This is a genomic window from Gordonia sp. McavH-238-E (assembly GCF_022348225.1).
GTDB lineage: Bacteria > Actinomycetota > Actinomycetes > Mycobacteriales > Mycobacteriaceae > Gordonia > Gordonia terrae.
Genome location: NZ_JAKRFE010000002.1, coordinates 248,054 through 272,809 on the forward strand (window position 1 = coordinate 248,054; position 24,756 = coordinate 272,809).

The 24,756-nt window shown below is 70.0% G+C and carries 14 protein-coding genes; 7 read left to right on the forward strand and 7 right to left on the reverse strand.

Features of this window, described 5'->3' with window-relative positions; translation table 11 throughout:
* Positions 1 to 91 precede the first annotated feature (91 nt).
* The 3 genes from sigK to MHN80_RS03475 all read left to right on the forward strand — a co-directional run bounded on the left by sigK (position 92) and on the right by MHN80_RS03475 (position 2,845).
* The gene (sigK, locus tag MHN80_RS03465; protein ID WP_004020523.1) at positions 92 to 700 is read left to right on the forward strand and encodes an ECF RNA polymerase sigma factor SigK; all 609 of its coding nucleotides are present in this window, start codon (positions 92 to 94) and stop codon (positions 698 to 700) included.
* A gap of 7 nt (positions 701 to 707) precedes the next feature.
* Positions 708 to 1,652 carry an anti-sigma factor gene (locus tag MHN80_RS03470; protein WP_239399565.1) on the forward strand — a complete coding sequence of 315 codons (945 nt, stop codon included), beginning with the start codon at positions 708 to 710 and terminating at the stop codon, positions 1,650 to 1,652.
* A 140-nt stretch (positions 1,653 to 1,792) separates the two neighbouring features.
* Positions 1,793 to 2,845 (forward strand): alpha/beta hydrolase, encoded by a 1,053-nt coding sequence (locus MHN80_RS03475; RefSeq protein WP_374206303.1) that lies wholly within the window; start codon positions 1,793 to 1,795, stop codon positions 2,843 to 2,845.
* Between the two features lie 61 nt (positions 2,846 to 2,906).
* Here MHN80_RS03475 and MHN80_RS03480 read toward each other — a convergent pair whose 3' ends face one another.
* Both MHN80_RS03480 and MHN80_RS03485 read right to left on the reverse strand, forming a co-directional pair.
* Complete coding sequence (locus MHN80_RS03480) at positions 2,907 to 3,272, reverse strand: response regulator transcription factor (RefSeq protein WP_101821591.1); 366 nt, start codon at positions 3,270 to 3,272, stop codon at positions 2,907 to 2,909.
* A gap of 336 nt (positions 3,273 to 3,608) precedes the next feature.
* Positions 3,609 to 4,325, reverse strand: coding sequence for a LuxR C-terminal-related transcriptional regulator (locus MHN80_RS03485; protein ID WP_239399567.1), 717 nt, complete (start codon positions 4,323 to 4,325; stop codon positions 3,609 to 3,611).
* Between the two features lie 326 nt (positions 4,326 to 4,651).
* Here MHN80_RS03485 and MHN80_RS03490 point away from each other — a divergent pair, with 326 nt between their 5' ends.
* Complete coding sequence (locus tag MHN80_RS03490; RefSeq protein ID WP_101821593.1) at positions 4,652 to 5,407, forward strand: acetoacetate decarboxylase family protein; 756 nt, start codon at positions 4,652 to 4,654, stop codon at positions 5,405 to 5,407.
* 68 nt (positions 5,408 to 5,475) lie between these two features.
* The gene (locus tag MHN80_RS03495; protein WP_239399569.1) at positions 5,476 to 6,489 is read left to right on the forward strand and encodes a pirin family protein; all 1,014 of its coding nucleotides are present in this window, start codon (positions 5,476 to 5,478) and stop codon (positions 6,487 to 6,489) included.
* A 19-nt stretch (positions 6,490 to 6,508) separates the two neighbouring features.
* Here the strand turns inward: MHN80_RS03495 and MHN80_RS03500 are convergent, their stop codons facing one another.
* On the reverse strand, positions 6,509 to 7,183 hold the full coding sequence (locus MHN80_RS03500) for a CE1759 family FMN reductase (protein ID WP_239399571.1): 675 nt from the start codon (positions 7,181 to 7,183) through the stop codon (positions 6,509 to 6,511).
* The gene (locus tag MHN80_RS03505) at positions 7,180 to 8,310 is read right to left on the reverse strand and encodes an LLM class flavin-dependent oxidoreductase (RefSeq protein WP_064569435.1); all 1,131 of its coding nucleotides are present in this window, start codon (positions 8,308 to 8,310) and stop codon (positions 7,180 to 7,182) included. The genes MHN80_RS03500 and MHN80_RS03505 overlap by 4 nt, the downstream gene beginning before the upstream one ends.
* A gap of 120 nt (positions 8,311 to 8,430) precedes the next feature.
* Here MHN80_RS03505 and MHN80_RS03510 point away from each other — a divergent pair, with 120 nt between their 5' ends.
* Together MHN80_RS03510 and MHN80_RS03515 are read left to right on the forward strand one after the other, a co-directional pair.
* A complete protein-coding gene (locus tag MHN80_RS03510; protein ID WP_239399573.1) occupies positions 8,431 to 8,964 on the forward strand; it encodes a DUF4878 domain-containing protein in 534 nt (177 codons plus the stop codon).
* Between the two features lie 80 nt (positions 8,965 to 9,044).
* Positions 9,045 to 9,677, forward strand: a complete 633-nt coding sequence (locus MHN80_RS03515) for a DUF4190 domain-containing protein (protein ID WP_239399575.1) — start codon at positions 9,045 to 9,047, stop codon at positions 9,675 to 9,677.
* 108 nt (positions 9,678 to 9,785) lie between these two features.
* Here MHN80_RS03515 and MHN80_RS03520 read toward each other — a convergent pair whose 3' ends face one another.
* The 3 genes from MHN80_RS03520 to MHN80_RS03530 form a co-directional block, all read right to left on the reverse strand.
* Positions 9,786 to 10,103 (reverse strand): hypothetical protein, encoded by a 318-nt coding sequence (locus MHN80_RS03520; RefSeq protein WP_004020534.1) that lies wholly within the window; start codon positions 10,101 to 10,103, stop codon positions 9,786 to 9,788.
* Positions 10,104 to 10,408: 305 nt separating this feature from the next.
* The gene (locus MHN80_RS03525; RefSeq protein ID WP_004020535.1) at positions 10,409 to 10,636 is read right to left on the reverse strand and encodes an MbtH family protein; all 228 of its coding nucleotides are present in this window, start codon (positions 10,634 to 10,636) and stop codon (positions 10,409 to 10,411) included.
* 121 nt (positions 10,637 to 10,757) lie between these two features.
* Positions 10,758 to 24,689, reverse strand: coding sequence for a non-ribosomal peptide synthetase (locus MHN80_RS03530; protein ID WP_239399577.1), 13,932 nt, complete (start codon positions 24,687 to 24,689; stop codon positions 10,758 to 10,760).
* Positions 24,690 to 24,756: the final 67 nt, after the last annotated feature.

The window sequence follows — 24,756 nt, forward strand, 5'->3', positions numbered from 1 at the left end:
CCTGTAGGTCCGTGATCCATGAATTCGCGATCGGTCTACCCGGGATCAACGATCACCCGAGAAATCCCCACGTGTTCGTTACCGTGGAACAGTGACACCGGACGATGGCAGCGCGGCCGCCGACGCGCACCACGGACGCGGGGGCGAAGCACAGGTGCTGCGGGAGTTGCTGGCCGCCGCGGCGACGGGCGACCGGACCGCGTTCTCCGCTCTGTACGACCGCACGAGTTCACGGATCTACGGACTCGCGTTCCGGGTCGTGCGGGACCGTCAGTACGCCGAGGAGATCGTCCAGGAGGCATATCTGCAGTACTGGCAGAAGGCCGGCGAGTACCAACCCGGACGCGGTTCGGTCATCACCTGGATGATGACCATCGCCCATCGGCGGGCCGTGGACCGCGTGCGCTCGGAGGAACTGCAGCAACAGCGGATGTCGCAGTACGGGGCGGTGTCGGTGGAGACCCCGCGAAACATACCGCTCGAGGTCGTTGTGCAGACCGACGAGGCGCGTACGCTACGAACATGTCTCGGTACGCTCACGGAACTGCAACGGAGCTGCATCGAGATGTCCTATTTCGGGGGCCTGACCTACCCGGAGGTCGCCCGGCACACCGATACCCCCCTGCCCACCATCAAGTCTCGGATTCGAGATGGCCTGCGTCGGTTGAGAACCTGCCTGAGGACGCACGAGGACGCCTGATCCCACAATGACCACACCCGATACGCCATCCGGGGACCGCGAGACCGCCTGGCTCGACGACCACGTCGAACTCTTCGCCGTCGGCGCCCTGACGCCCGACGAGACCACCCGCGTCGAGCGAGAACTCGCCGTCCTGCCGCCGCAGGAACGCGCGGTCTACGACGCGCAGATCACCGACATCCAGGCGGCGATGGCGGGCTTCGCCACGACCTACGCGCTCGACGCACCGCCCGAACTCCGGGACCGGGTACTGCACCATGTCTTCGAGGGCGCCGCGCTGACCCCGGACGCCTATGTGCCCGCGGGCGCCGATCCGGGCCCGCAGACCCCGATCGGAGCCGCGTCAGACCCCGAGCCCCCAGCCCCGGCCGGACCCGATCACAGCGGAGAGACCGACCTCGCGCCACCGCCGCCGGTCGAACTGCGACCCCGCGATTCCGCTCCCGGACAGCACCGGTCCGGCGGCACCGCACCGCGCCCGGCGCGTGCCACCGCGATCCTGGCCGCGGCGGCGGTGACCGTGGCGGTGGCCCTCGGCGCAGGCGTGCTCATCGGTCGCACCACCGCGCCCGAGACGTCCACCTCCTCGACGGCTCTCAGCGACTCGCAGCGAGAGGTGCTCGGGGTGCTCACGGCTGCCGACGCCTCGGTGAGCGTCGAACCCCTCGCCGACGATCGCGGCACCATCGCGGTGGTGACCTCCGAGTCGGCCGATCAGGCCGTGGCGCTCCTACGAGACCTGCGGACGCCGATCCCCACCGACAGCACCTATCAACTGTGGCTGGTGGGCGGCGCCGACCGGCCCGTACCGGCCGGGCTGATCCCCGGGGACGACACCGCCCCGGTGGTGGTGAACGACGTGAGCGGGTCGAGCGTGCTCGCGGTGACCATCGAGCCGGCCGGCGGCTCGCCACAGCCGACGACGCCGATCCTCGCCCAGGTCGCCCTCTAGACCCGGCGAGATTCGATCCTTCGGGTGACAGGCGCGGCGCGCTCTTCTCGTATCGTTTTCCCCTGGGCGGACGATCCACCCGAGGAGAGCCGGTCAATGCGTCAACGAACGAGTGCGTGTCGAGAACGAGTGGGTGCGATGTGAACGAAAGCGGTCGTCGAATCCAGCGGCACGTACGTCTCGGCGGTCGGAGACTGCTCGCAGCTCTGCTGACCGTGGGCGCGGTGATGGCGGGTCTCGCGGTCACCACCGGAGCGCCGGCTTCCGCTGCACCGCCGTCGTCCCCGGATGGCTCCCGCGTCATCGACTCCTACACCGACGACCCACAACAGGTGACGTTGCTCGTCCACTCCGCAGCCATGAACCGCACGGTCCCGGTCACGGTGCTCACCCCGCGGGATCGTGCCCGGCCGGCCCCGACGCTCTACCTCCTCAACGGTGCCGGTGGTGGCGAGGACTCCGCGACCTGGGACGCGCGGACCACCTACAAGCGCTACTTCGCCGACAAGCACGCCTACGTCGTCACCCCCATCGGTGGGGCCTACTCGTATTACACGGACTGGCAACGCGACGACCCCACCCTCGGCCGCAACAAATGGCAGACGTTCCTCACCGAGGAGCTCCCGCCCCTCATCGACGGCACGTTCGACACCACAGGGGTCAACGCGATCGCCGGGATCTCCATGGCCGGGACGTCCGTACTCAATCTGGCCATCGCCGCCCCGGGGCTGTACCGATCCGTCGCAGCGTTCAGCGGATGCGCCCGGACCAGCGACCCCGCCGGTCAGCAATACATCCGTCTCGTGGTCGAGGACCGCGGTCAGGCGGACATGACCAACATGTGGGGGCCCCTCGACGGGCCCGGCTGGCGGGCCAACGACCCCTATCTCAATGCGGCGAAGCTCCGCGGCAGCAAGGTCTATATGACCACCGGTACCGGCGCGCCGGGAGTCCACGAGCAGCTGACCGACCCGAGTATCGAGGGCGACGGGTTCACGCTCGCCAACCAGGCGATCCTGGGCGGTGGGATCGAGGTCGCGATCGACATCTGCACCCGGCAGATGGTCCAGCGCATGCGTTCCCTGAACGTCCCGGTCCACGTCAACTTCCGGCCGACCGGCACCCACTCGTGGGGCTACTGGCAGGACGACCTGTACCAGACCTGGCCACGTATCGAACGCGACCTGCGCTGACCACGCCGATCCCGTCCCGACCGAACGGTCCGCGCCGCACGCGACCCGCCCGGCCGAGAACTCACCACGAGTCGAGGCCGGTGTATCCGTCCTGGAGAGCCCGCGCGAAGAGATGCGTCTTGGTGGGGGCTCCCCGGCCGACCGCGGTGTATTTGGCACGGATTCGTGCAAGGTGGGTGCTGACCGTCGACGCCGAGATGAACAGGCGCGCCGCGGCATCCTCCTTGGAGTCGGCGGCCAGCCACGCCAGCAAGACCTCGATCTCCCGGTCGGACAGGCTCGGGCGCGGAATCGCGGCGGCCACCTCCCCGCTTCCCCGATAGTCGGCGAGTCGCGCAACAGGCTTGTGCGCCAGCATGTCCGAAGCATCAGCACGGCGTGGCGCCGACGACACCCCGGTCGTGAAGAATTCTGTGGTCGCCGTCATTGATCCATCCCCTTTTCGATCGGCGCATCGCTCACGTCCCCGACGCCGCACGCTCCACGCGTTCTCATCGTTGCCCCAACGGTAGGTCGGCCGACTACTGGTCGGTAGACCCAGAACTGGGGACCCCGGCGTCGCTCGAACTGTTCCCGCACCCGGTTCCCCATCGTTCCCCTCCTCTGCACTCCGGTCGGCGCCGGCTTCACCCGCGCCACCGTCTCTGCGCGCCACCGTCTCTGCGCGTCACCGTCTCTGGGCGTCACCGCCTCTGGGCGTCACCGTCTCTGGGCGCCACCGTCTCTGCGCCACGGCCCCCGACCGCCGGTGGTCCGCACCCACTCATCGTCGGCGTCCGCGTGAATCGTCGGACACCACCCGCGTCGTCCGCCGATACCGTTGCGGCACCGGCAACCAGCCGTCTTCGACGGCACGCTTGAACAGGTCCACCTTGGTGCGCGTGGGCCTCCCCGCATCCGCATACTTCTGCCGGATTCGTTTGAGGTACTCGTTGACCGTCTCGGCGGACACACCCAGGGCGGCGCCGACCCGCGCCGAGGTCTCCCCGGATGCGTACAGCGCCAGCACTTTCTGCAGCTGGGGCGACAGGTCGACCGCGGCGAGCTCGGGGTCGCCGTCGATGGCCGCGGCCCACTCCGTGGTGAGGACCGCCCTCCCCCGCGCCGCAGCCCGGATCGCTTCGATGATGACCGATTCATCGGCCGACTTGAGGACAACGCCGAGCGCTCCGGCCCGGGCGGCCGACCGTAGCAGCGCCGGATGCTCGCCGGACGTGTAGACGACGGTGGCGACCCCGGCCGCGGACAACGCGTTGACGTTCTCGCGAGGCGTCGTGCCGTCGTCGAGACGCAGGTCCAGCAGGACGACGTCGAGCGGCATCCCGCCGAGCACCGCGTCCACCGTGGAGGCTGCGCAGACCAGGGAGATGTCGGCGATCGGGTCGAGTACGCGCTCGATCCCCCAGATCGGCGAACGATGGTCGTCGACCATCCCGACTCGGACGAGAGATGCGCCGCCCGCCGAGTACTCTCCCGTCATCGCGTTCACCCCCTCGGAACCTGTCCGTGTGATCAGCGTCGACCGCGGTGGCTGCGGACGGTCGGCGACTCTCAGCAATTACACAGCGTTTTGTGACCGTGTACTCAGCGAACGTTATCCGACGACTCGGACATGACCCCCCGTGATCGACCTCACCAGCGGCGATCTGTCCCAATCTGCACGCGGTTGTGTCCACATTCCTGGGGACATCGACAGCTCGCGCCCATTGACCCCCGGTACGTGCAAGACTAGAACATGTTCTAGAAATCGCGATCGAATGTCCGCCCGGGCCGTCGATCGCACGTCGTCTCGCAGAAGGAGAACAGGTGAGCGCACCTTCGACCCACGACGTCCTCGGCACACCGGTGACGATGCCGGTCGAGATCCGACACGCGCGGTGCTTCGTCGCCGGCTTCACCGCCGACTCGACAGCCGTCGCGCGGGCCATCGACGCCGAGTCGCCGCGGCCCGGCACCCTCCGCCCCCTGCGCATCCGGCCGGGTCGCACGATGTGCATGCTCGTGTTCGTCGACTACGTCGACGGCGACCTCGGGCCGTACAACGAGTTCGGGGTGTGTTTCCTCGTCGAGGACCCGTCGGTCCCGCCGGCCTCCCCAGTCCGGGCACTGCGCTCCCTGCTGCGCGGCGACGCGCGTGCGCTCGTGCACCGACTTCCCGTCGACGGCGACTTCACCCTGGCCGCAGGCCGCGGCATCTGGGGGTTTCCCAAGACGCTCGCCGAGTTCGACGTGGACCACTCCTCGGCCACGAAGCACGGCCGGCTCGTCGCCGACGGAGCGCTCGTCGCCGACCTGAGCGTGAAGCCGGGGATCAAGGTCCCCGACTCCACCGCCGACACCGTGTTGCACGCCTACTCACAACTCGACGGGACCACCCGGATGACGCCCTGGCGACTCACCTCGACCAGCGGGACCCGCACCCGGATCGGTGGCGCGAGTCTGACACTCGGCGCGCACCCGATCGCCGACGAACTGCGGTCCCTGCGATTGGGCCGGCACGCTCTCATGTCCAGCTCGGTGGACCGGATCACGATGCGTTTCGAGGACCCGACCGTCGTCTGATCGGGGCGGGCCGCGTCGCTGCACACGGGTCGGCAGACGCCGGGGCCGCGGTCGCGGACAATGTGGTCATGAGCAATCTGGAAACGGACCCCGTCGAGGTCGAATGCCACGCCGACGCGGGCGTCGCCTCGGGTTCGGGCCACCTCCGCATGGACGTCCTCACCGCCCGCGACGTGCCCCTCGGCGGCCCGCGCGCGATGACCGTGCACCGAACTCTGCCGCAGCGGTCCCGATCGCTGATCGGGGCCTGGTGTTTCATCGACCATTACGGCCCCGACGATGTCGCGAGCAGTGGCGGGATGGACGTCCCGCCGCACCCGCACACCGGGCTGGCGACGGTCAGCTGGCTGTTCACCGGGGAGGTCGAGCACCGGGACACGATGGGCAATCACGCGATGGTCCGCCCCGGCGAGATCAACCTGATGACCGCCGGGCACGGCATCGCGCACACGGAGGTCTCGACACCCGACACCACCACCCTGCACGGGGTGCAGCTGTGGGTTGCCCTGCCGGCCGACAAGGCCGACACCCCACGCGACTTCGCGCATCACCGGCCCGTTCCGCTCGATCTCGGCGGGGTCACCGCCAGGGTCTTCCTGGGCGAACTGTTCGGCACCCGCTCGCCGGTGCACACGTTCACCCCGCTGACCGGCGCCCAGCTCGACTTCGCACCGGGCGCATCGGTCGCCATCGATGTCGATCCCGCACACGAGCACGGCATCCTCGTCGACACCGGGACCGTCGAGGTGACCGAGGCGGACGCGGCACCGTTGTCCCGCACCGAGCTGGGTTACGTGGGGCTGGGAGCGCGGCGGATCACGCTGACCAACGTCGCCGACACCGACGCCCGCGTCGTCTTCCTCGGTGGCGCACCGCTGTCCGAGGACATCGTGATGTGGTGGAACTTCATCGGTCGCACGCACGAGGAGATCGTCTCCTACCGGGAGCAGTGGGAGGCGCACAGCGAACGGTTCGGGCAGGTCCGCGGGTACGTCGGATCGACCCAGCACCTACCCGCGCCGCCACTGCCGCACTCCCGGCTGCGTGCCCGCAGCAACACCCCCGGTCGCGCCACTCCCTGACAGGGAGGGCTGCAGGCGATCACGCCGTGCCGAGCAACCTCGCGAAGTTCGCGATCCCAGCGGCCTCGACCGCCTGCTGCCGGCCGTCGGTGACGGCGGGCGCGTTCGACGGCTCGCGGCCGCCGGCGGCATCCGCCGACCCCGGACCGCCCCGCGGTGTGAGGAGCGACGCGAGTTCGGCTGCGGCACGGTCGATCCGGTCGTTCAGCGAAGCGGTGTCCCCGCCGGCGCCGGCCCAGTCCGCCGACGCGGCGTAGACACCGGTCGGCAGGACGACGGCCCGTAGGTAGGCGAACAGCGGTCGCAGAGCGTGGTCGAGCACCATCGAATGCCGCGGACTGCCGCCGGTCGCGCCGATCAGCACCGGTTTGCCCGCCATCGCCTCGATGTCGACGAGATCGAAGAACATCTTGAACAGGCCGCTGTAGGACGCGTTGAAGACCGGCGTCGCCACGATCAAGGCATCGGCCCCCTCGACCGCGTCGAGCGCCGCCCGCGCCCCGCCCGAGGCGAAGCCGACGGTCATCGCCTGCCCGAGGTCGACGGCGAGGTCACGGAGGTCGACGATCTCGACCTCGGTGCGTCCCTCACCGAGCCGTTCGGCCGCCGCCGCGACCATCCGGTCGATCAGCAGTCGCGTCGACGACGGTTCGGACAGGCCGGCATTCACCGCGACGATGCGCAGCGCTGTCATGACGACACCTCCACACTTTCCTCGGCGGCACCCTCCTGGGCCACTCTGTCCTGGGATTCGCGGCGCGCAGCGACCAGCGAGGAGTGCGTCGGCGCCTCGGGCACGTCCGCGGGCCGCCCTTCGGCGAATCCGGCACGCAGGTCCGGCAGCACCTCACCCAGCAGGTCGAGTTGCTCGAGAACGGTCTTGAGCGGCAACCCGGCGTGATCGACGAGGAACAACTGACGCTGGTAGTCGCCGAAGGTCTCCCGGAAGGTGAGCGTCTTGTCGACGAACTCGGCCGGGCTACCCACCGTCAGCGGCGTCTGCGAGGTGAAGTCCTCCAGCGACGGCCCGTGTCCGTACACCGGCGCGTTGTCGAAGTACGGACGGAACTCGCGCACCGCGTCCTGCGACTTCGGCCGGATGAAGAACTGCCCGCCGAGCCCGACGATGGCCTGATGGGCCTTGCCGTGTCCGTAGTGCTCATACCGTTCGCGATAGAAGTCGATCAGGCGCTGGAAGTGCTCATTGGGCCAGAAGATGTTGTTCGCGAAGAAGCCGTCGCCGTAATAGGCGGCCTGCTCGGCGATCTCGGGGCTGCGGATCGAGCCGTGCCACACGAACGGCGCGACGTCGTCGAGCGGCCGCGGGGTCGAGGTGAACGACGTCAGCGGGGTGCGGAACTGTCCCTCCCAGTCGACCACGTGCTCGGTCCACAGCCGGTGCAGCAGATGGTAGTTCTCGATCGCCAGCGGAATGCCCTGCCTGATGTCCTGACCGAACCAGGGGTACACCGGACCGGTGTTGCCCCGCCCGAGCATCAGGTCGACGCGCCCGTCGGCGAGGTGCTGCAGCATGGCGAAGTCCTCGGCGATCTTCACCGGGTCGTTCGTGGTGATCAGCGTGGTCGCGGTGCTCAGTTGCAGACGCTGCGTCTGCGCCGCGATGTAGGCCAGGGTCGTGGTCGGCGACGACGAGAAGAAGGGCTCGTTGTGGTGCTCGCCCAACGCGAACACATCGAGTCCGATGTCCTCGGCCTTCTTCGCGATCTCGACGATCGCCTTGATCCGCTCGTGCTCGGTCGGCGTCGTGCCCGTGGTGGGGTCGACGGTGATGTCGCTGACGCTGAAGAGTCCGAACTGCATGTCGCGCCTCCTTGTCGTGGTTACACAGACCATAACCGGACCGCGGTCCGATTAATTCCGGAGGGTGGTGAGTTAGTGTTGGCTCACTGCGGAGAACGCAACCCAACCGAGGAGAGTCGCATGAAGATCCGGAAGTCCATCGCTGCCGTCACCCTCGCCGGGGCCGCACTGTTCGTCGCCACCGGCTGTTCGGAGTCCACCGACACCGTCGACGAGGCGACGAGCGCGGTGTCGACCGCCGTCGAGTCCGCCGCCAGCCAGGTCGAGACCGCTGCGAGTGACGCGGTCGACGAGGTCACCGGGCTCAGCAACGACGACGCGACGGAAACCCTCCGCCAGGCCATCGACCCGGCCACCTCATCCGAGGAACTCGACAAGGTCATCGACGTCACGAACCCGGCGACCAAACCGGCCGCGATGGCATTCGCCAAGGGCGCATCCGCCGCGGGCTACACCCCGGATGCCTTCTCGGTGAAGGAGGTCACCGAGGACGGCGACAAGGCCACCGCAACCGTTGCCGTGAAGAGCCCGCATTCGCCGGCACCGGTCGACATCCAGCTCGGCTTCGTCAAGGTCGACGGCGACTGGAAGCTCAGCGGTGACGCCATCCAGCAGCTCATCAGCATGGGCAGCGGTCAGCAAGAGGGCAACTAGACCCACGGCGTACGTCGCCTCCTCGCCTACACTCGGACGGGTGCGGTTCCGACCCGGGGCCGAGCGGCGAGGAGGTGTACGTGCGTACCGATCAACCCACCCATCCGTTCGCTCCGCCGGTGACCCAGCGCCACGCGCGGTGGCCGCTCGTCAATGATCTCGACGACACCGAGCTACCCGCCGCGATCACGCCGGCCGACACCCGGATCGACGCGAGTGCCCCGGTATCCGACTCGCCCACGCCGACCAGAATCGACACCGCGGCGAGACCGGTGCCGCGGTCGGCAACCCGGGTGGAGACCAGACTGCCCGCACGCGAGCACGCTGCACTCCCGCCGGTGGGCGACTTCTGGGACCTGCAGCACGCGGACCGGTCACCCCTGGTCGCGATGTCCACACCGGTCCGGGTGGTCACTCCTTCACCGGCGCCCTATCTCACCCGGCCCGTCGGTGGTCGCCCTGTCGCTCCGGCCGCATCGCTGGCGTTGACCACCGGTTTGATCTCGATTCCGCTGACCCTCGTTCTCGGCCTGGGCGCGATCCTCGGCCTGGTCGCCGTGGTCTCCGGTGTCATCGGCGTCAAACAGGTTCGCCGCGCTCCCGCCGAGCGCAAGGGCACCGGTCGCGCGATCACCGGCATCATGACCGGCGCCGGCAGTATGGTCGTCGGCGGCCCGATCCTGCTGCTCGTCCTCTTTCTCGCCGGACTGTAGCCGACGGGCGCACCGTTCGAGGTTCGTCGCCTCCGCGATCGCACCACCACAGATACGACGAGACCCGCCTTTCGGCGGGTCTCGTCGTGTGTATGCGTGTGCCGGGGCCTAGCTGACCGCGCGGAGCCGCGGCCGGGCCGAGGCCACCTCGCCGCGTTCGCGCCCGAGCCAGGCCTGGATTTCACCGATCACCTGCAGCCGGGCGTCCACCGGGTCGATGTCCACCAGCGACGGCATGCAATGCATCAGGGCGGCGTAGAACGCCGAGGTCGGCGACATCCCGTATTCGGCGAGCACGTTTCCGTAGTCGTCGACGCGATCAGCGAGTTCACCGTAGGTGAGAGCGTCATCGCCCAGCCGAACTGCTGTCAGGTGGGGCGTGATCGCCCCTCGGGTCTGGATGTCATCCAGAAGTAGCTGGTCCATGATTACTGCCTTCCCGCCCGTGGAGCGTCGATCGCTGTGTCCCCGCCTCCCCTGACGTTGGTACCGAGCGATCCTTCAACCCAGTGTGCCCTACATCATTCAAGTAGTAGAACACTGGCTCAACATGTGTGGGATATTCCACAACATTTTCCGTAACTATGCTGCACTTTGATGTTACGGCTGTGACTGTAGTTGCAACAGGGCATCAGTGGTTTGATTCTTTACCTGTTATCCACATGCAACTGTCCCGACATTCGAGCACGTCCGACTTTGGCGATCGCGAGTGTCGACCTCCGAACCGAGGTTCAGGCGTCGCTGCTCTTGTCCGCTTCCATGGCCTCGATGAGGCTCTTGGGCCGGAGATCGGTCCAGTTCTGCTCCACATACTCCAGGCACGCCGCGCGGCTGTCCTCACCGAACACCTTGGTCCATCCGGCGGGGATGTCCGCGAAGGTCGGCCACAGCGAGTGCTGGTTCTCGTCGTTGACGAGCACGTAGAAGCGGCCGTCCTCGTCATCGAATGGGTTCGTCATGGGTGTCCTTTCTCCGGTGGCGCGGCGACTGTCGTCGCCCGCCTGCTTTGTTGTTGTCGAACGTAGTGGCTCTCGGCCGGGACGTCGGCGAGGTCAGGTCGATGATGTCACGCAAATCCCCTCATTCCGCTCCCTGTCCGGCTGAGCCGTCGACGCGCGACAACTGATCGTCGAGCGTCGGCCCGATCACCGAGAGCGCGTCGGCGTTCGCCATCCCGAGGTGATGGGTGGCGACATCCACGTTGTCGATCGCGCCGGTCACGTACGGACGCCAGGCACCGGCCAACAGCGACGGGTCGTCCTTGTCCTCGGTCGCGGTGAACACGTGCATGTCGCCGGCGAAGACGTCCGGGCGGTAGTCGAGAACCACCTGGGTCGAGGAATCGAAGCTGTCCATGATGCGCTCCACCTGGTCCTCGGCCAGCAGTCCCATGCCGGAGATCTGCTGCCGGATGATCGCGGTGACCTCCTCGGAGGTGGACGCCTGCACGTCGTCGCCGAGATCGAAGAGGTCACGCCAACCGCCGAGGACGTCGACGACCGTCGACGCATCGGGTTCGATGGTCTCGGCGACTGTCGACCCCGGCGCATCGGCCACGACGATGTCTCCGGGCTCGTCGCCGGCGGGCGACGGACGGTCGTGACCGGTGATCACCGGCTCGTCCTCCGGACGCGAGTCCATGATCCCCAGGTAGGCGACGCCCTCACCGAGTCCGACGAGGTGGGTGGCCATGGCGTGTGCGATGACACCGCCGACCGACCAGCCGAGCAGGTGGTACGGGCCGCGCGGCTGGACGCGCCGGATCTCCTCGACGTAGCGCCGGGCGAGTTCCCGGGCATCGGTGACGCTCGGTTCGCCGGTCACCACGTGCGGGTCCTGCAGCCCGTAGATCGGCCGGTCCCGCAGATACGGGGCCAGTCCGCCGTAGAACCAGGCCAGGCCACCGGCCGGGTGCACACAGAACAGCGGGGCCCGCGCCCCCTCGCCGCGAAGGGTGATCACGACGTCGCTGCTCACCGCATTGCCGTCGGCAAGGCGCCGGGCCAGACCACGCACGGTCGGATCGTTGAACAACCACGCGAGCTCGATGTCGAAGCCGTTGCGGTCGCGGAGTGCGGCCTTCACACGCGTGGCCGACAGCGAGTTGCCGCCCAGATCGAAGAAGCTGTCGGTGGCCCCGACCCGCTCGACGCCGAGGACCTCGGCGTAGGCATCGGCGATCGCCTGCTCGACCGGGGTGCCCGGGGCGACGAACTCGGTGGGCGCCACCTCGGGTGCGGGCAGCGCCGCCCGGTCCAGCTTGCCCACCGGGGTCAGCGGGAACTCGTCGAGCACCGTGATCGACGCGGGCACCATGTGCGCGGGCAACTGGGCGGACAGCAGGCCGCGCAGGGCGTCCACCTGTACGCCGCCACCGACGACATATGCGGCGAGACTCGCGGCGACCGAGCTCGGTGTCCCCGACGAACCGACACCGACGACGACCGCGGATCGCACCTCGGGCGCCGAGCGCAGCGTCGCCTCGATCTCCCCCAGCTCGATGCGGAGGCCGCGGAGCTTCACCTGGTCGTCGCTCCGACCGGAGTACTCGAGGGTGAGACCTCCCGAGCGCGACTCCCGCCACCGCACGACGTCACCGGTCCGGTACATCCGGCGTCCGGCGCCCGCATACGGACTGGCGACGAACCGCGCGGCGGTCAGGCCCGGCTTGTCGAGGTAGCCACGAGAGAGGGCGGGTCCGAGGACGTAGAGCTCGCCGGCCACGCCGACCGGAACGGGCCGCAGGTGCGCGTCGAGCACCAGGAACTCGACGCCGGGCAGCGGACCGCCGAGGCGGACCGGCTCGCCGGGCGTCGCCGCCTCACCGACCGCGATCATGATCGTCGTCTCGGTCGGGCCGTAACCGTTGTGGATGCGGGTGTGCGGTGCCCAGGCGTCCATCACCGACTGCGGCACCGCTTCGCCGCCCACGGACACCGCCTGCAGGCTGGGCAAGGCGGTCGGGTCGAGCGTCGACAGCACCGACGGCGTGAGGAAGGTCGTGGCGACCTCGTGCCGCTGCATGAACTCCTGCAGCTCCGTGCCACCCACCGCGGTCGACGGCCGGTAGGCGAGCGTCCCGCCGTTGACCGTCGCGAGGAGGTATTCGAGCACCGAGGCGTCGAAACTCGGGGACGCGAATCCCAGGACAACCGCGCCGTCCTCGACCCCGAGCGCCCGCGACTTCGCGATGGCGAAGTTCCGTAGACCCGAATGTGACACCGCGACACCCTTGGGGCGACCGGTCGAGCCCGAGGTGTAGATGACATAGGCGACGTTGTCGGTCCGAACCGGTCCGGCCTGCTCCCCCGGCTCCACGGCGGCCTCGGAGGTGGCGTCGAGTTCGGCGACCACCGACGTGTCGTCGAGGCGAAGCCACTCGAAACCCTCGTCCGGCAACGCTCCGACGGCGGTGACCGACAGACCCAGCCGGGCGCCCGCGTCCTCGACCATCGTCGCCACGCGTTCGGCGGGATAGTCCGGATCGATCGGGACGTACCCGCCGCCGGTCTTCGCCACCGCCCAGATCGCGACCAGGAGATCGACGGACCGCGGAATCGCCAGTGCCACCAGCGTTTCCGGGCCGACGCCGCGGCCGATCAGCCACCGGGCCAGGCGGTTGGACCGGGCATGCAGCGCCGAGTACGACAGCGTCGCCCCGGAGGCGTCGACCACCGCGGTCCGACGCCGATAGCGCGTGCCGGCCTCGGTGAACAGGTCGCCGAGCAACACGGGTTCGGCGGCCTCGCCACCGCGCACCGGCACCAGGGACTCGGCCTCACCCGCCAGCAGGATGGGCGCGGCGGCGACCGGAGCGCCCGGGGTCGCGGTGAGCGCGTCCAGCAGGTTGACGAACCGCGCCGTGAACCCGGCGGCGGTGGATTCGGTGAACAGATCGGTGGCGTATTGCAGTGCCGCCGTCCAGGTCTCGCCCGCCCCGGCCTTCGCGACCGAGAACAGCAGGTCCACCTTGGCCGGCACCTCCCCCGCGTCGAGCGGGGTGACCGCGATGTCGCCGAGATCGGCTGACAGCGACTGTCCGGCGAGCTCGGGCACCACGCTCTGGTCCAGGGTCAACCACACCTGGGTGAGCGGCGCGAACGACTCGGAGCGAACTGGATTGAGCCGATCGACGAGGGTCTCGAACGGCAGGTCCGCATGCGCGAAGGCGTCGAGGTCGACACGGCGGACGCGATCGAGCACGTCGGCGAAGGTGTCGGCTCCCGCGTGCGCGGTCCGCAGCACGAGCGTGTTCACGAACATCCCGACGAGCGGATCGAGCACGGCGGCGCCCCGACCGGCGATCGGCGTACCGACCGCCACGTCATCGGTGCCCGACAGATCGGCGAGCAGGACCGCCAGCGCCGCGTGCAACACCATGAACGGGGTGGCCCCGAACTCGTCGGCGACGGTGTCGATCCGCGCGGTGACGTCCGCCGGGATCGTGAAGGACACGCGCGCACCGCGCTGCGACGCGACCGCCGGACGCGGGCGGTCGGTCGGCAGCTCGAGCAGATCCGGCATGCCGGCCAGGTGTGCGGTCCAGTAGTCCAGCTGGGCGCCCATCGCCGACGTCGCGTCGTCGACATCGCCGAGGGCACGTCGCTGCCAGATGGCGTAGTCGGCGTACTGGACGGGCAACGGCTCGAATCGCGGCTGCTCCCCGGCCGTCCGCGCGAGATAGGCGGTGGTGAGGTCGGTGACGAGCGGGCCGAGGGATTCACCGTCGGAGGCCACGTGGTGCAGCACCACAGCCAGAACGTATTCCGTTGTGCCGGACGAGGTCTCGATCTCGAGCAGCCTGGTCCGCACCGGCCAGTCGGCAGTGAGGTCGAAGCCGGCGGTGACCGCGGACCCGACGACCGCTCCCGGATCACGACCGTCGGCCGCCGGCACGAACTCGTGGTCGAGCCGGGTCGCGATGTCGGACACCGGGGCGATCACCTGGACCGGCATACCGCCGACCTCGGGGTAGGTGGTGCGGAGGATCTCGTGCCGCGCGACGACGTCGGCGATGGCGGCGCCGAGCGCCTCGGGATCGAGTGCACCGGTCAGGCGCATCACGGCCGGGATGTTGTAGGCCGCCAACGTCGGATCGAACCGGTTGATGAACCACATCCGCTGCTGGGCGTACGACAGCGGAATCCGGTCGGGCCGCGGTGTCGCCGCGGCGATCGGCGGGAGTCCGCCGGTCCGGTCGGCGAGGCGTTCGGCCAGCAGGCGCGGCGTCGGAGCCTCGAAGACGTCACGAACCGTGACGTCGGCACCGAGGGCGTCACCGAGACGGGCTGCCGCCCTCATCGCCGACAGCGAGTTGCCGCCGATGTCGAAGAAGTTGGTGGTGGCGCCGACGTTCTCCGCAGACATCGACAACAGTTCGGCGAAGACCGCTGCGGCGGCCGTCTCTCGTGCGCCCGCGACCGGCACGATCGCGGCCGCGTCGACGGTCGGCGCAGGCAACTGCTGCCGCACGATCTTGCCCGCGCTGCTGAGCGGCATCTCCTCCAGCAGCATCCACATACCGGGACGCATGAACTCCGGAAGGGACTGCGCCACGGCGTGTTTGACCGCGTCGAGGTCCACCGACGACGGGGTCAGGTAGGCCACGAGCTGCTGACCGGCCGGGGTCTCGACGACCGCCGCCGCGGCGTACACGACCCCCGGCGCCGACATGAGGGCCGACTCGATCTCGCCGAGCTCGATCCGCTGGCCACGCAGCTTCACCTGGAAGTCGGTGCGGCCCTGATACTCCAGCTCACCGTCGGCTCGCCAGCGGACCAGGTCACCGGTCCGATACAGGCGGGATCCCGGTGCGCCGTAGGGGTTCGGCACGAACCGTTCGGCGGTGAGGGCGGGCCGCGAGGTGTATCCGCGCGCCAGCTGGACACCACCGAGGTACAGCTCGCCGGTGAATCCCGGTGCCACCGGCCGCAACCGATGGTCGAGCACCAGCGCGGTGGTGTTCGCGACGGGTCGCCCGATGGCGACCGAGTCACCCGAGACCCGGGCGACGGTCGCGTAGATCGTCGCCTCGGTCGGTCCGTACTGGTTGCTGACGGGGGCGTGTGGGATGAGCTCCCGGACGGTCTCGGCAACGCTCTGCGGGAGGGCTTCGCCACCGGTGTGCAGGTGACGCAACCGGGTGAGCCCCCGCAGTTGCTCGGGTTCCGCGACCTCGGTGAGCACGGCGAGCATCGAGGGCACCAGCGTCGCCGAGGTGACGCCGAAGTCGGCGAGGTGACGCAGTACCGCGACGGGATCACGATGCGCACCCGGCTCCATGACCACGAGGCGGCCACCCGACAGCGGCGGACGCAGGATCTCACCGACGGAGGGATCGAAGGTCAGTTCCAGCACCTGTAGGAACACGTCGTCGGGACCGAATTCGTAGGCGCCGCGGTCGTAGTCGAGATGCGCGCGCAGTGTCTGGTGACTGACCGTGACGCCCTTCGGACGACCCGTCGAACCGGACGTGAAGATGGTGTAGGCCGGATTCGCGCCGTCGACCGCCGACACGCGTTCGGCAGGACTGAAAAGCGGTACCGCCGCGTCCGAGTCGTCGTCGACGGTCAGGACGGTCACCTCGGGGTCGAGCGCCTCGATGCCCGCCGGGGACGGCCCCGGGCCGATCAGTACGGCAGCGACCCCGGCGGTGCGCGCCAGGTAGTCGATGCGGTCGGCCGGGGCGGCGGGGTCCATCGGCACGAACTGCCCACCGGCAGCGAGGATCGCGTGGACCGCGACGATCATCTCCGTCGACCGCGGGATGCACACGCCCACCGCGACTTCCGGCCCGACACCCAGACCGACCAGCCGTCGGGCGAGCACACTCACCCGGTTGCCCAGTTCGGCGTAGGTCGCCTCCCCGAACCGACCCTGCACCGCGATCGCGTCCGGAGACGCAGCGATCCGCTCGAGGAGCAGATCGGCGACGTGGGTGCCGGCGGGCGTGAGGTCCGGGCCGGCCGACCACGTGTCGAGGCGGGCCTCGTCCACGGTCGACATCGGCGGGATGTCGGCGATGGGAGTCTGCGCGTCGTCGGCGATCGTCCGCAGGATCCGCACGAGCGACCGCGCGAAGACGGCGACCTCGTCGTCGGTGAAGGCGTCGGGGAGGTAGGTCAACCGGACCGCGATGCCCGACGCGGTCGGCGAGGTCGCCAGGTTGAGGGGATAGTGCGTGGCGTCGGAGACCTCGACGTCGCGGATCGACAGCCCCACCGCGGCACTCGCGGCGCCGCCGGCCAGCGAATCGTTGTCCACGGGATAGGACTCGTGCACGGTCAGGGTGTCGAAGAGCTGCGGATGACCGACAGCGGTGAGGATCTCGGGCAGGCCGATGTGCTGGTGATCGAGGACGGCGGTCTTGTCCGACTGCAACCGGCCGAGGACCTCGGCGATCGTGGCGTCCGGATCGACGTCGACGACGGCGGGCAGGGTGTTGATGAACAGGCCGACCATCGACTCGACCCCGTCGAGTCCGGCAGGCCGCCCGGAGACGGTCTCACCGAAGGTGACCACCCGGTTGTCGGTGAGACGGGACAGCAGGACCGCCCACGCGAGCTGGAGCGTCGTGGCCATGGTCGAGCCCGACTGCCGTGCCGTGCGCTCGAGCGCCGCGACGAGGTCGGGTTCGAGGACCCAGCGGTGCTCCCGCGGCAGATGTTCTGCCGCGGTGCGGTTCTCGCCGTCCTCGACGGACGTGCCGGTGAGGCCGGGGGCGACCAGGGTGGGCTCGGTGACCGGTCCGAGGACCCGTGCCCACGCGGCGAGACCGGCGTCGAGGTCGGTGTCGGCGATGCGGGCGAGGTAATCGGCGAAGTCGGTGCGCTCACCCGTCCCCTGTCCGGTGAACGGGGACCCGGTCGCGTAGAGCGCGAGCAGGTCGGCCAGCACGAGCGGACCGGACCAACCGTCGAACAGGATGTGGTGGTTGGTGATGACCACACTCGTCCCCTGCGCGTGCCGCACCACCACCGCACGCAGCAGCGGCGGGTCGGCGAGGTCGAACGGTTCGGTGCGCTCGGCCGCCGACACCTCGTCCACGGCAGCCCGGAGATCGTCGTCACCGGCTGCCGGCACGTCGATCACGCGCCAGCGCAACGGCACCGTCTCGGGCACGACGGTGACCACGTGTCCACTGGGCACCCGTACGAAGCCGGACTTCAGCGTGCGGTGGTGATCGAGCAGAGCGACCACGGCGGTGCGCAATCGGTCCAGGTCGACATCGCCGTCGAGATGCAGGACCGCTTGGGTCACATACACGTCGAGCTGGTCGGTACCGGCGAGCTGCGACTGGAAGTACAGTCCGCGCTGCAGCGGCGACAGTGCCCAGACCTGGGCGCCGGGGAACCGCTGCGCCACCGTGTCGAGATCGTGCTGGGTGACGTCGGCACCCGGGACGTCCGCGGGCGACCGGCCGACGTCGACGCCGTCGGCGACGAGGCGGACCACGTCGGTGAGTTCCGCTGTCCACCGCCGTGCGATGTCGCGGACATCCTCCGGCGACAGGATCGCCGCGGGGAACTGCAGGTCGGCCGACAGCACGCGGCCGTCCGGGGACGCGCCGGTACTCGCGTTGACCGTCAGCACACTCATCGCCGCCACCCCGTCGGACACGGCAGCGGGCAGAAACGGCGCGTCGGGTGCGGGCAGGAACGCGGCGCCGGCGAGCGCCGCTACACCGGACGTCGGGGTGTCGACCTCGCCGGGCGCCGTCGGCGCCTCGCTGCGTCCGGTCGCGCCGCGGGTGCCGAGATAGTTGAACGCGATCGTGGGCAGCGGACGGGACCGCAGTTGTGCGACCGGGTCGGTGGGGTCGCCGACAGCTGCGGCATAGCGCAGCAGGCCGAACCCGATCCCGGAGTCGGGCATGCCGAGACGCTCTTCCTTGGCCGCCTTGATCGCGTGGACGACGTCGTCGGCCGGATCGATGGCGAGCGGGGCGATCGAGGTGAACCAGCCGACCGTGCGCGACAGGTCCGCGCGACGCGGCTCCGGGCCGGCGAGCAGCACGTCCTCGTAACGGCCGTGTCCCTCGGTGAGCACGGTGACCGGTGCGGCGTCGGCGATGTCGCGATCGCGCTGCCAGGACCGCACCGCCCGCGCGAGGGTGCCGAGCAGGACATCGACGACGGACGCCGAGAACGCTTCGGGCACAGTCGTCGTCAGCGGATCCACGATGGCCGGCTCGACGCGGTGGACGATCGAGGTCAGCGTGCCGTACCGGTCGCGGTCGGGGTCGAGCGGCGCGCCGAAGTCGGTCGGTTCGGCCGGCGAGCGGTCGAGCCAGTACCCGGCCTCGGTCCGACGTGCGTCGAGCTGCGCGGTGAGTGCGCCCTGCCACGCACGCTGCGAGGTCTCCTCGGCCCGGACCGCCACGGGCTGTCCGGCGGTCAGCTGGGCGTGGACGGTGAGGAGGTCCTCGATCAGGATCGGCCACGACACCGCGTCGACACCGAGGTGGTGGATCACCAGCACGATCCGAGCGGGTGCGCCGGGCTCCGCGGGCGCGGACTCCCGGGTCGTGGCGCCGCTGACGATCGTCGCGGCGACCAGTCGCCCGGCGGCCGGGTCGAGGCGGCCCGCGGCCTGGGCATGCGCGTCGGCCAGCGCGTCGGCGAAGCCGGGCTCGCCGACGGCCGTGTCGGTCGAGAGCGCGACGATCGAGGCGTCGGCGTCGAACGGCGTTCCGGCAGTGAGGGTCCAGGTGTCCCCGGTCTGGGTGTCCCCGGTCTGGGTGTCCCCGGTCTGGGTGTCCCCGGTCTGGGCGCCACCGGCGGGCTCCAGGCGCGCGCCGAGCATCGGATGCGCGTCGACGAGCGCCCCGAGCACGTCGCCGAGGTGGGCGACGGTGAGGCCGGCCGGCGCGGTCAGCACCATCGACTGGTTGAAGTCGGCGAGGTCGGCCGGTGTCGGCGCGGCATCGACGAGCCAGGACACGATCGGCGGGAGGTCGACCCGTCCGGCGGGATCGCCGGTGGGTTCGGCGAGCATCGGGGCGCGGTCCCCGCCCGCCGAGGCGACCCGCGCCATCGCGCGGATGGTCTTCTGTTCGAAGATCTCTCGGGGTGACAGGGGCAACCCGGCCGCCTTTGCGGCGGAGGCGAGCTGGATCGACATGATCGAATCGCCGCCGAGCGCGAAGAAGGACTCGGTCACCGAGACGGTCTCGAGACCCAGCAGCCCCGCGACGATCGCGACGAGCGTCTCTTCGGCGGTCGTCGCCGGTGCGACGTATCCGTCGGCGGGAGTGGTGAACTCGGGGGTGGGCAGCGCGCGCCGGTCGAGCTTGCCACCCGGCGTCACGGGCAGTTCGTCGAGCACCATCGCCGAGTGCGGGATCATGTGTCCGGCAAGGCGGTCGGCCGCCCCGGCGAGAACCGCGTCGGCATCGAGGCGCCGGTCGCCGGTGGTGTCGTCGGCCACGAGGTAGGCGACGAGCCGGGTGCGCCCGTGGTCGTCGTCGACGCCGGTCACGACGACCGAGCCGACGCCCGGCTGATCGCCGAGCACGGACTCGATCTCGCCGAGTTCGACGCGCTGGCCGTTGATCTTCACCTGATGGTCGGCGCGCCCGGCGAACTCGATCTCACCGGTCGCGGTGATCCGCACCAGGTCACCGGTGGCGTACATGCGCCGGCCCGGTTCGCGGGCGAAGGGATCGGCCACGAAGGACGATGCGGTGAGGCCGGGCCGGCCGAGGTAACCCCGGGCCAGCGAGTCGCCGGTGGACAGGTAGAGCTCACCCACCACGCCCTGCGGGACCGGATGCAGACGGCCGTCGAGCACGTGGGCGGTGAAGCCGCGGACCGCGCGACCGATGGTCACCGGCGCCCCGGGCTCGGATCGTCCGGTGGTCGCCCAGACGGTGGCCTCCGACGGCCCGTAGAAGTTGTACATCCGGCGCCCGGATTCCGGTGTGGCCCAGCGCGCTATCAGCTCGGGCGGGCACGCCTCGCCGCCGGTGACCAGGTTCCGGACGGTGCGGCCCCGCCGTGGGTCGACGGTCGCCAGCACCGTGGGGGTGATGAGGGTGTCGGTGACCCGGTCGCGTTCGAGGATGCGCCCGAGCGCGTCGCCGGCGTACTCCGCGGCAGGCGCGACGACGAGGGTGTGCCCGACCGCGATCGACCACATCATCTCCAGCACCGAGGCGTCGAAGCTCGGTGAGGCGACGTGCAGGACACGGGTGTCGGGGGCCTGTGCCGGTGTGCCGGTGACCTCGGTCAGCGCGGCGACGAAGTTCGCGATGCCGCGATGCGGGACCCCGACGGCCTTGGGGCGTCCGGTGGAGCCGGAGGTGTAGACGAGGTAGGCCAGGTCGTCGAGCCGGACCGGTCGGCGACGTTCGGCGTCGGTGACCGGCCCGCCGGCGACGGCCTGGTCGTCGAGCGAACCGAGTTCGAGCCACTCGCAGGATGATTCGCCGAGCCGGGCCCGCGTCGAGGCGTCGGTGATGCCGAGCCGGACACCGGAGTCGGCCACCATGAAGTCGATGCGATCACTCGGATAGGCGGGATCGATCGGCACATACGCAGCGCCTGCCTTGATGACACCGAACACCGCGACCACCGACCCGATGGACCGTTCGAGGCCGACGGCCACCACGTCGCCGGGGCCGACCCCACGCGAGATCAGCCGGCGCGCAAGGCAATCGGTGCGGTCCTCGAACTCCGCGTAGGAGATCTCGGCCCCGTCGTGGATCAGGGCCGGACGGTGCGGATCGAGGTCGCGTCGCGTGAGGAGCTCGGTGAGGGTCACCGGTTCGGTCACCCCGCCGTCGGCAGCGGGTGTGACCTCGCCGACGGAGTTGCGGCTCGGAGCGCTCAGAGTCGCGGCGTCGATGCCGACGATGTCGATGTCGCCGACGGGCACCGCGGGGTCGGTGGCCATCGCGGCGATCACCTGGAGCCACACCTCGGCGACGCGGCGGATGGTCGCGGCGTCGAACAACGAGGTGGCATAGAGGAAATCGGCCCGCATCGGCGACGACCCGGTGCGTTCGGACACCGAGACCGTGAGGTCGAACTTGGCGGTCGGCGTGGCGACCCCGAGCGGTTCGGCACTCAGGTCCGAGAACTCCACCCGGTCGATCTCCTCCGGGCGGCCGCCCGCGGCGGCCAGGGTGTACGCGATCTGCACCAGCGGCGGGTACGAAGTCGACCGCTCCGGCGCGAGTTCCTCGATCAGGTCGTCGAATTGGACGTCCGCGTGCGCGAAGGCGTCCAGGTCGGTGGCGCGGATCGTGGCGATGAGGTCGTCCATCGTCGATGCCGGGTCGACGGCCGTGCGCAGCACCAGCGTGTTGACGAACATGCCGACGAGGTCGTGGAGGGCGGCGTCGGGGCGGCCGGCGATCGGTGTGCCGATCACGACGTCCCGGGTGGCGGCGAGCCGGGCGACGGTGACGGCGAGCGCGGCGTGCAGCACCATGAAGAGCGTGACGTCGCGGTTGCGTGCGAGGTCGTCCAGGGCGGTGACGAGTGCGTCGTCCACGGTCACCGATTCGACCGCCGCCGCGGTGTCGAGGACGGCCGGTCGCGGCCGGTCCATCGGCAGGTCGGTCACCGCGGGGAGATCCGCGAGGACCGCGCGCCAGTGGTCGAGCTGGCGGCCCATCGGCGTGCCCGGATCGTCGGCGGCGCCGAGGTATTCGCGCTGCCAGAGGGCGAAGTCCGCGTACTGGACCGTCGGCGCGGCGACCGGGGGCGCGGCGTTCGTCCGACTCAGGTAGGAGCCGAGCAGATCGCGCACGAACACCGGGGTCGACTCACCGTCGAAGGCGATGTGATGCACGGTGAGCACCACGTCGACCGCGTCGTCCCCGCGACGCAGGACCCGGCCGCGCAGCGGGAATTCGCTCGCGACGTCGAATCCGGTTGTCGCCGAGACGAACAGCTCCTCGTCGGTCTCCACGGCCCGCCAGTCGAGGCGGGCACGGGCGGAGTCGGGATCGGTGACGAGCTGGAGCGGCCCCTGCTCGTCGCTGGGATAGGTGGTCCGCAGGATCTCGTGGTTGGCGACCACATCACCGACCGCGGCCTCCAGCGCGTCGAGGTCGAGAGCTCCGGTGAGACGCAGCGCCATCGGGATGTTGTAGGCCGCCGAGGCGGTGTCGAACTGGTTGATGAACCACATGCGACTCTGCGCCGTCGACAACGGCAATCGCTCGGGTCGCGGCATCGCGGTGACGCGCGGGACGCTCCGGCCGCGTCCGGCCACCAGGCCGGCCAGGGCCCGCACCGACGGCGCGTCGAACAGGTCACCCACCGACACGTCGACGTCGAGCAGGTCGGCCACCCGCGCCGCCACCCGCGCCGCGGACAGCGAGTTGCCGCCGAGGTCGAAGAACGATTGCGTCACGCTGACGCGATCGGTGCCCAGCACATCGGCGACGATGGCCGCGATCGAGGTCTCGGCGTCGGACTCGGGGGCGGCGAACTCCTCGACGGTCAGTTCGGGGACCGGCAGCTTACGCCGGGCGACCTTGCCCGCACTGTTCAGCGGCAGTTGCTCGAGCGTCATCCACACCGTGGGTCGCATGTAGGCCGGGAGCGCCTGCGCGACAACCGATTTGACCGCGTCCACGTCGACGGACGCGGGCGCGAGGTAGGCGACGAGGTGGGCTTGTCCGGACACCTTCGCCACGGTGGCGGCCGCGTGCAACACACCCGGCGCCGACATCAGGACGGACTCGACCTCGCCCAGCTCGAGTCGCTGGCCGCGGAGCTTCACCTGGAAGTCCGTGCGGCCCAGGTACTCCAGCTGGCCGCGTGCATTCCATCGCACGAGGTCGCCGGTCCGGTACAGACGCTCGCCGGGGTCGCCGAAACCCTCGGTGCCGCCGGCGGAGTCGCCGGCGGTGGAGTCACCGTCCGGGGCATCGCCGCGTGCGGGAGCCGCGAAGGGGCTGGCGACGAAGCGTTCGGCGGTCAGGCCGGGCTGCGAGGCGTAACCGCGGGCGAGTTGCACGCCCCCGAGGTACAGCTCACCGGGCACGCCCGAGGGCACGAGCTGTAGTCGCGAGTCGAGGACGAAGGTGGTGGTGCTCGGGACCGGGACGCCGATCGGCACTGACGTCTCCCCCGCCCGCACCTGATGGGCGGTCACGTCCACCGCTGCCTCGGTCGGGCCGTACAGGTTGTGAAGCTCGTTGTGCGGCAACGCCGTCACCAGCGCCTGCGCCACCGGAGCGGTCAGCGCCTCGCCGGAGGTGAACGTCAACCGCAGGGACGACAGGTCGCCCACCCGATCGCCGAGGACGTCGAGGAACACCGACAGCATCGACGGCACGAAGTGGATGACCGACACCTTCTCGGCCGTGATCAGCTCGGCCAGATACCGCGGATCACCGTGTCGATCGGGTTCGGCCACCACCAGCGTCGCCCCCACCGCGAACGGCAGGAACAGCTCCCACACGGACACGTCGAACGTCACCGGCGTCTTCTGGACGAAGACATCCGAGTCCTTGATCGAATACCAGTCCCGCATCCACTCCAGGCGGTTCACGATCGCCGCATGCGACACCGTGACGCCCTTCGGCCGACCCGTCGACCCCGAGGTGAACAGCGTGTATGCCGCGTCCGCGGGCGCCAGCGGCGCCCGGCGTTCGTCGTCGGTGACCGGTGCGGTGGCGAGGTCGACCTCGGTGGTCGTGTCGACCACGACCGCGGTGACGTCCACCGGCAGCTCGACGGCCGAGCCGGCGGCGACGAGGGCCAGCCGGGCGTTCGCGGTGTCGAGCATGTACCGGGTGCGGTCGGACGGCGCGTCGATGTCGAGCGGGACGTAGTGACCGCCCGCGGCGACGATGCCGTGGATGGCGACGAGGAGCTCGACCGAACGGGGAATGGCGACCGCCACGGCGACGTCGGGTCCGACACCGAGGGAGATCAGATGACGAGCCAGTGAGTCGACCCGCGCCCCGAACTCGGCGTAGCTGACGCGACGCGGACCGAACACGATGGCCGGTACGTCGGACCTCGTCGCCACATGCACCACATCGGTCACCGTTGGGCCTCCATCTCGCCTCGTCGTCTGCCGTCTCGTCCTGCGTTCCCCATTCCCCCCGTGTGTT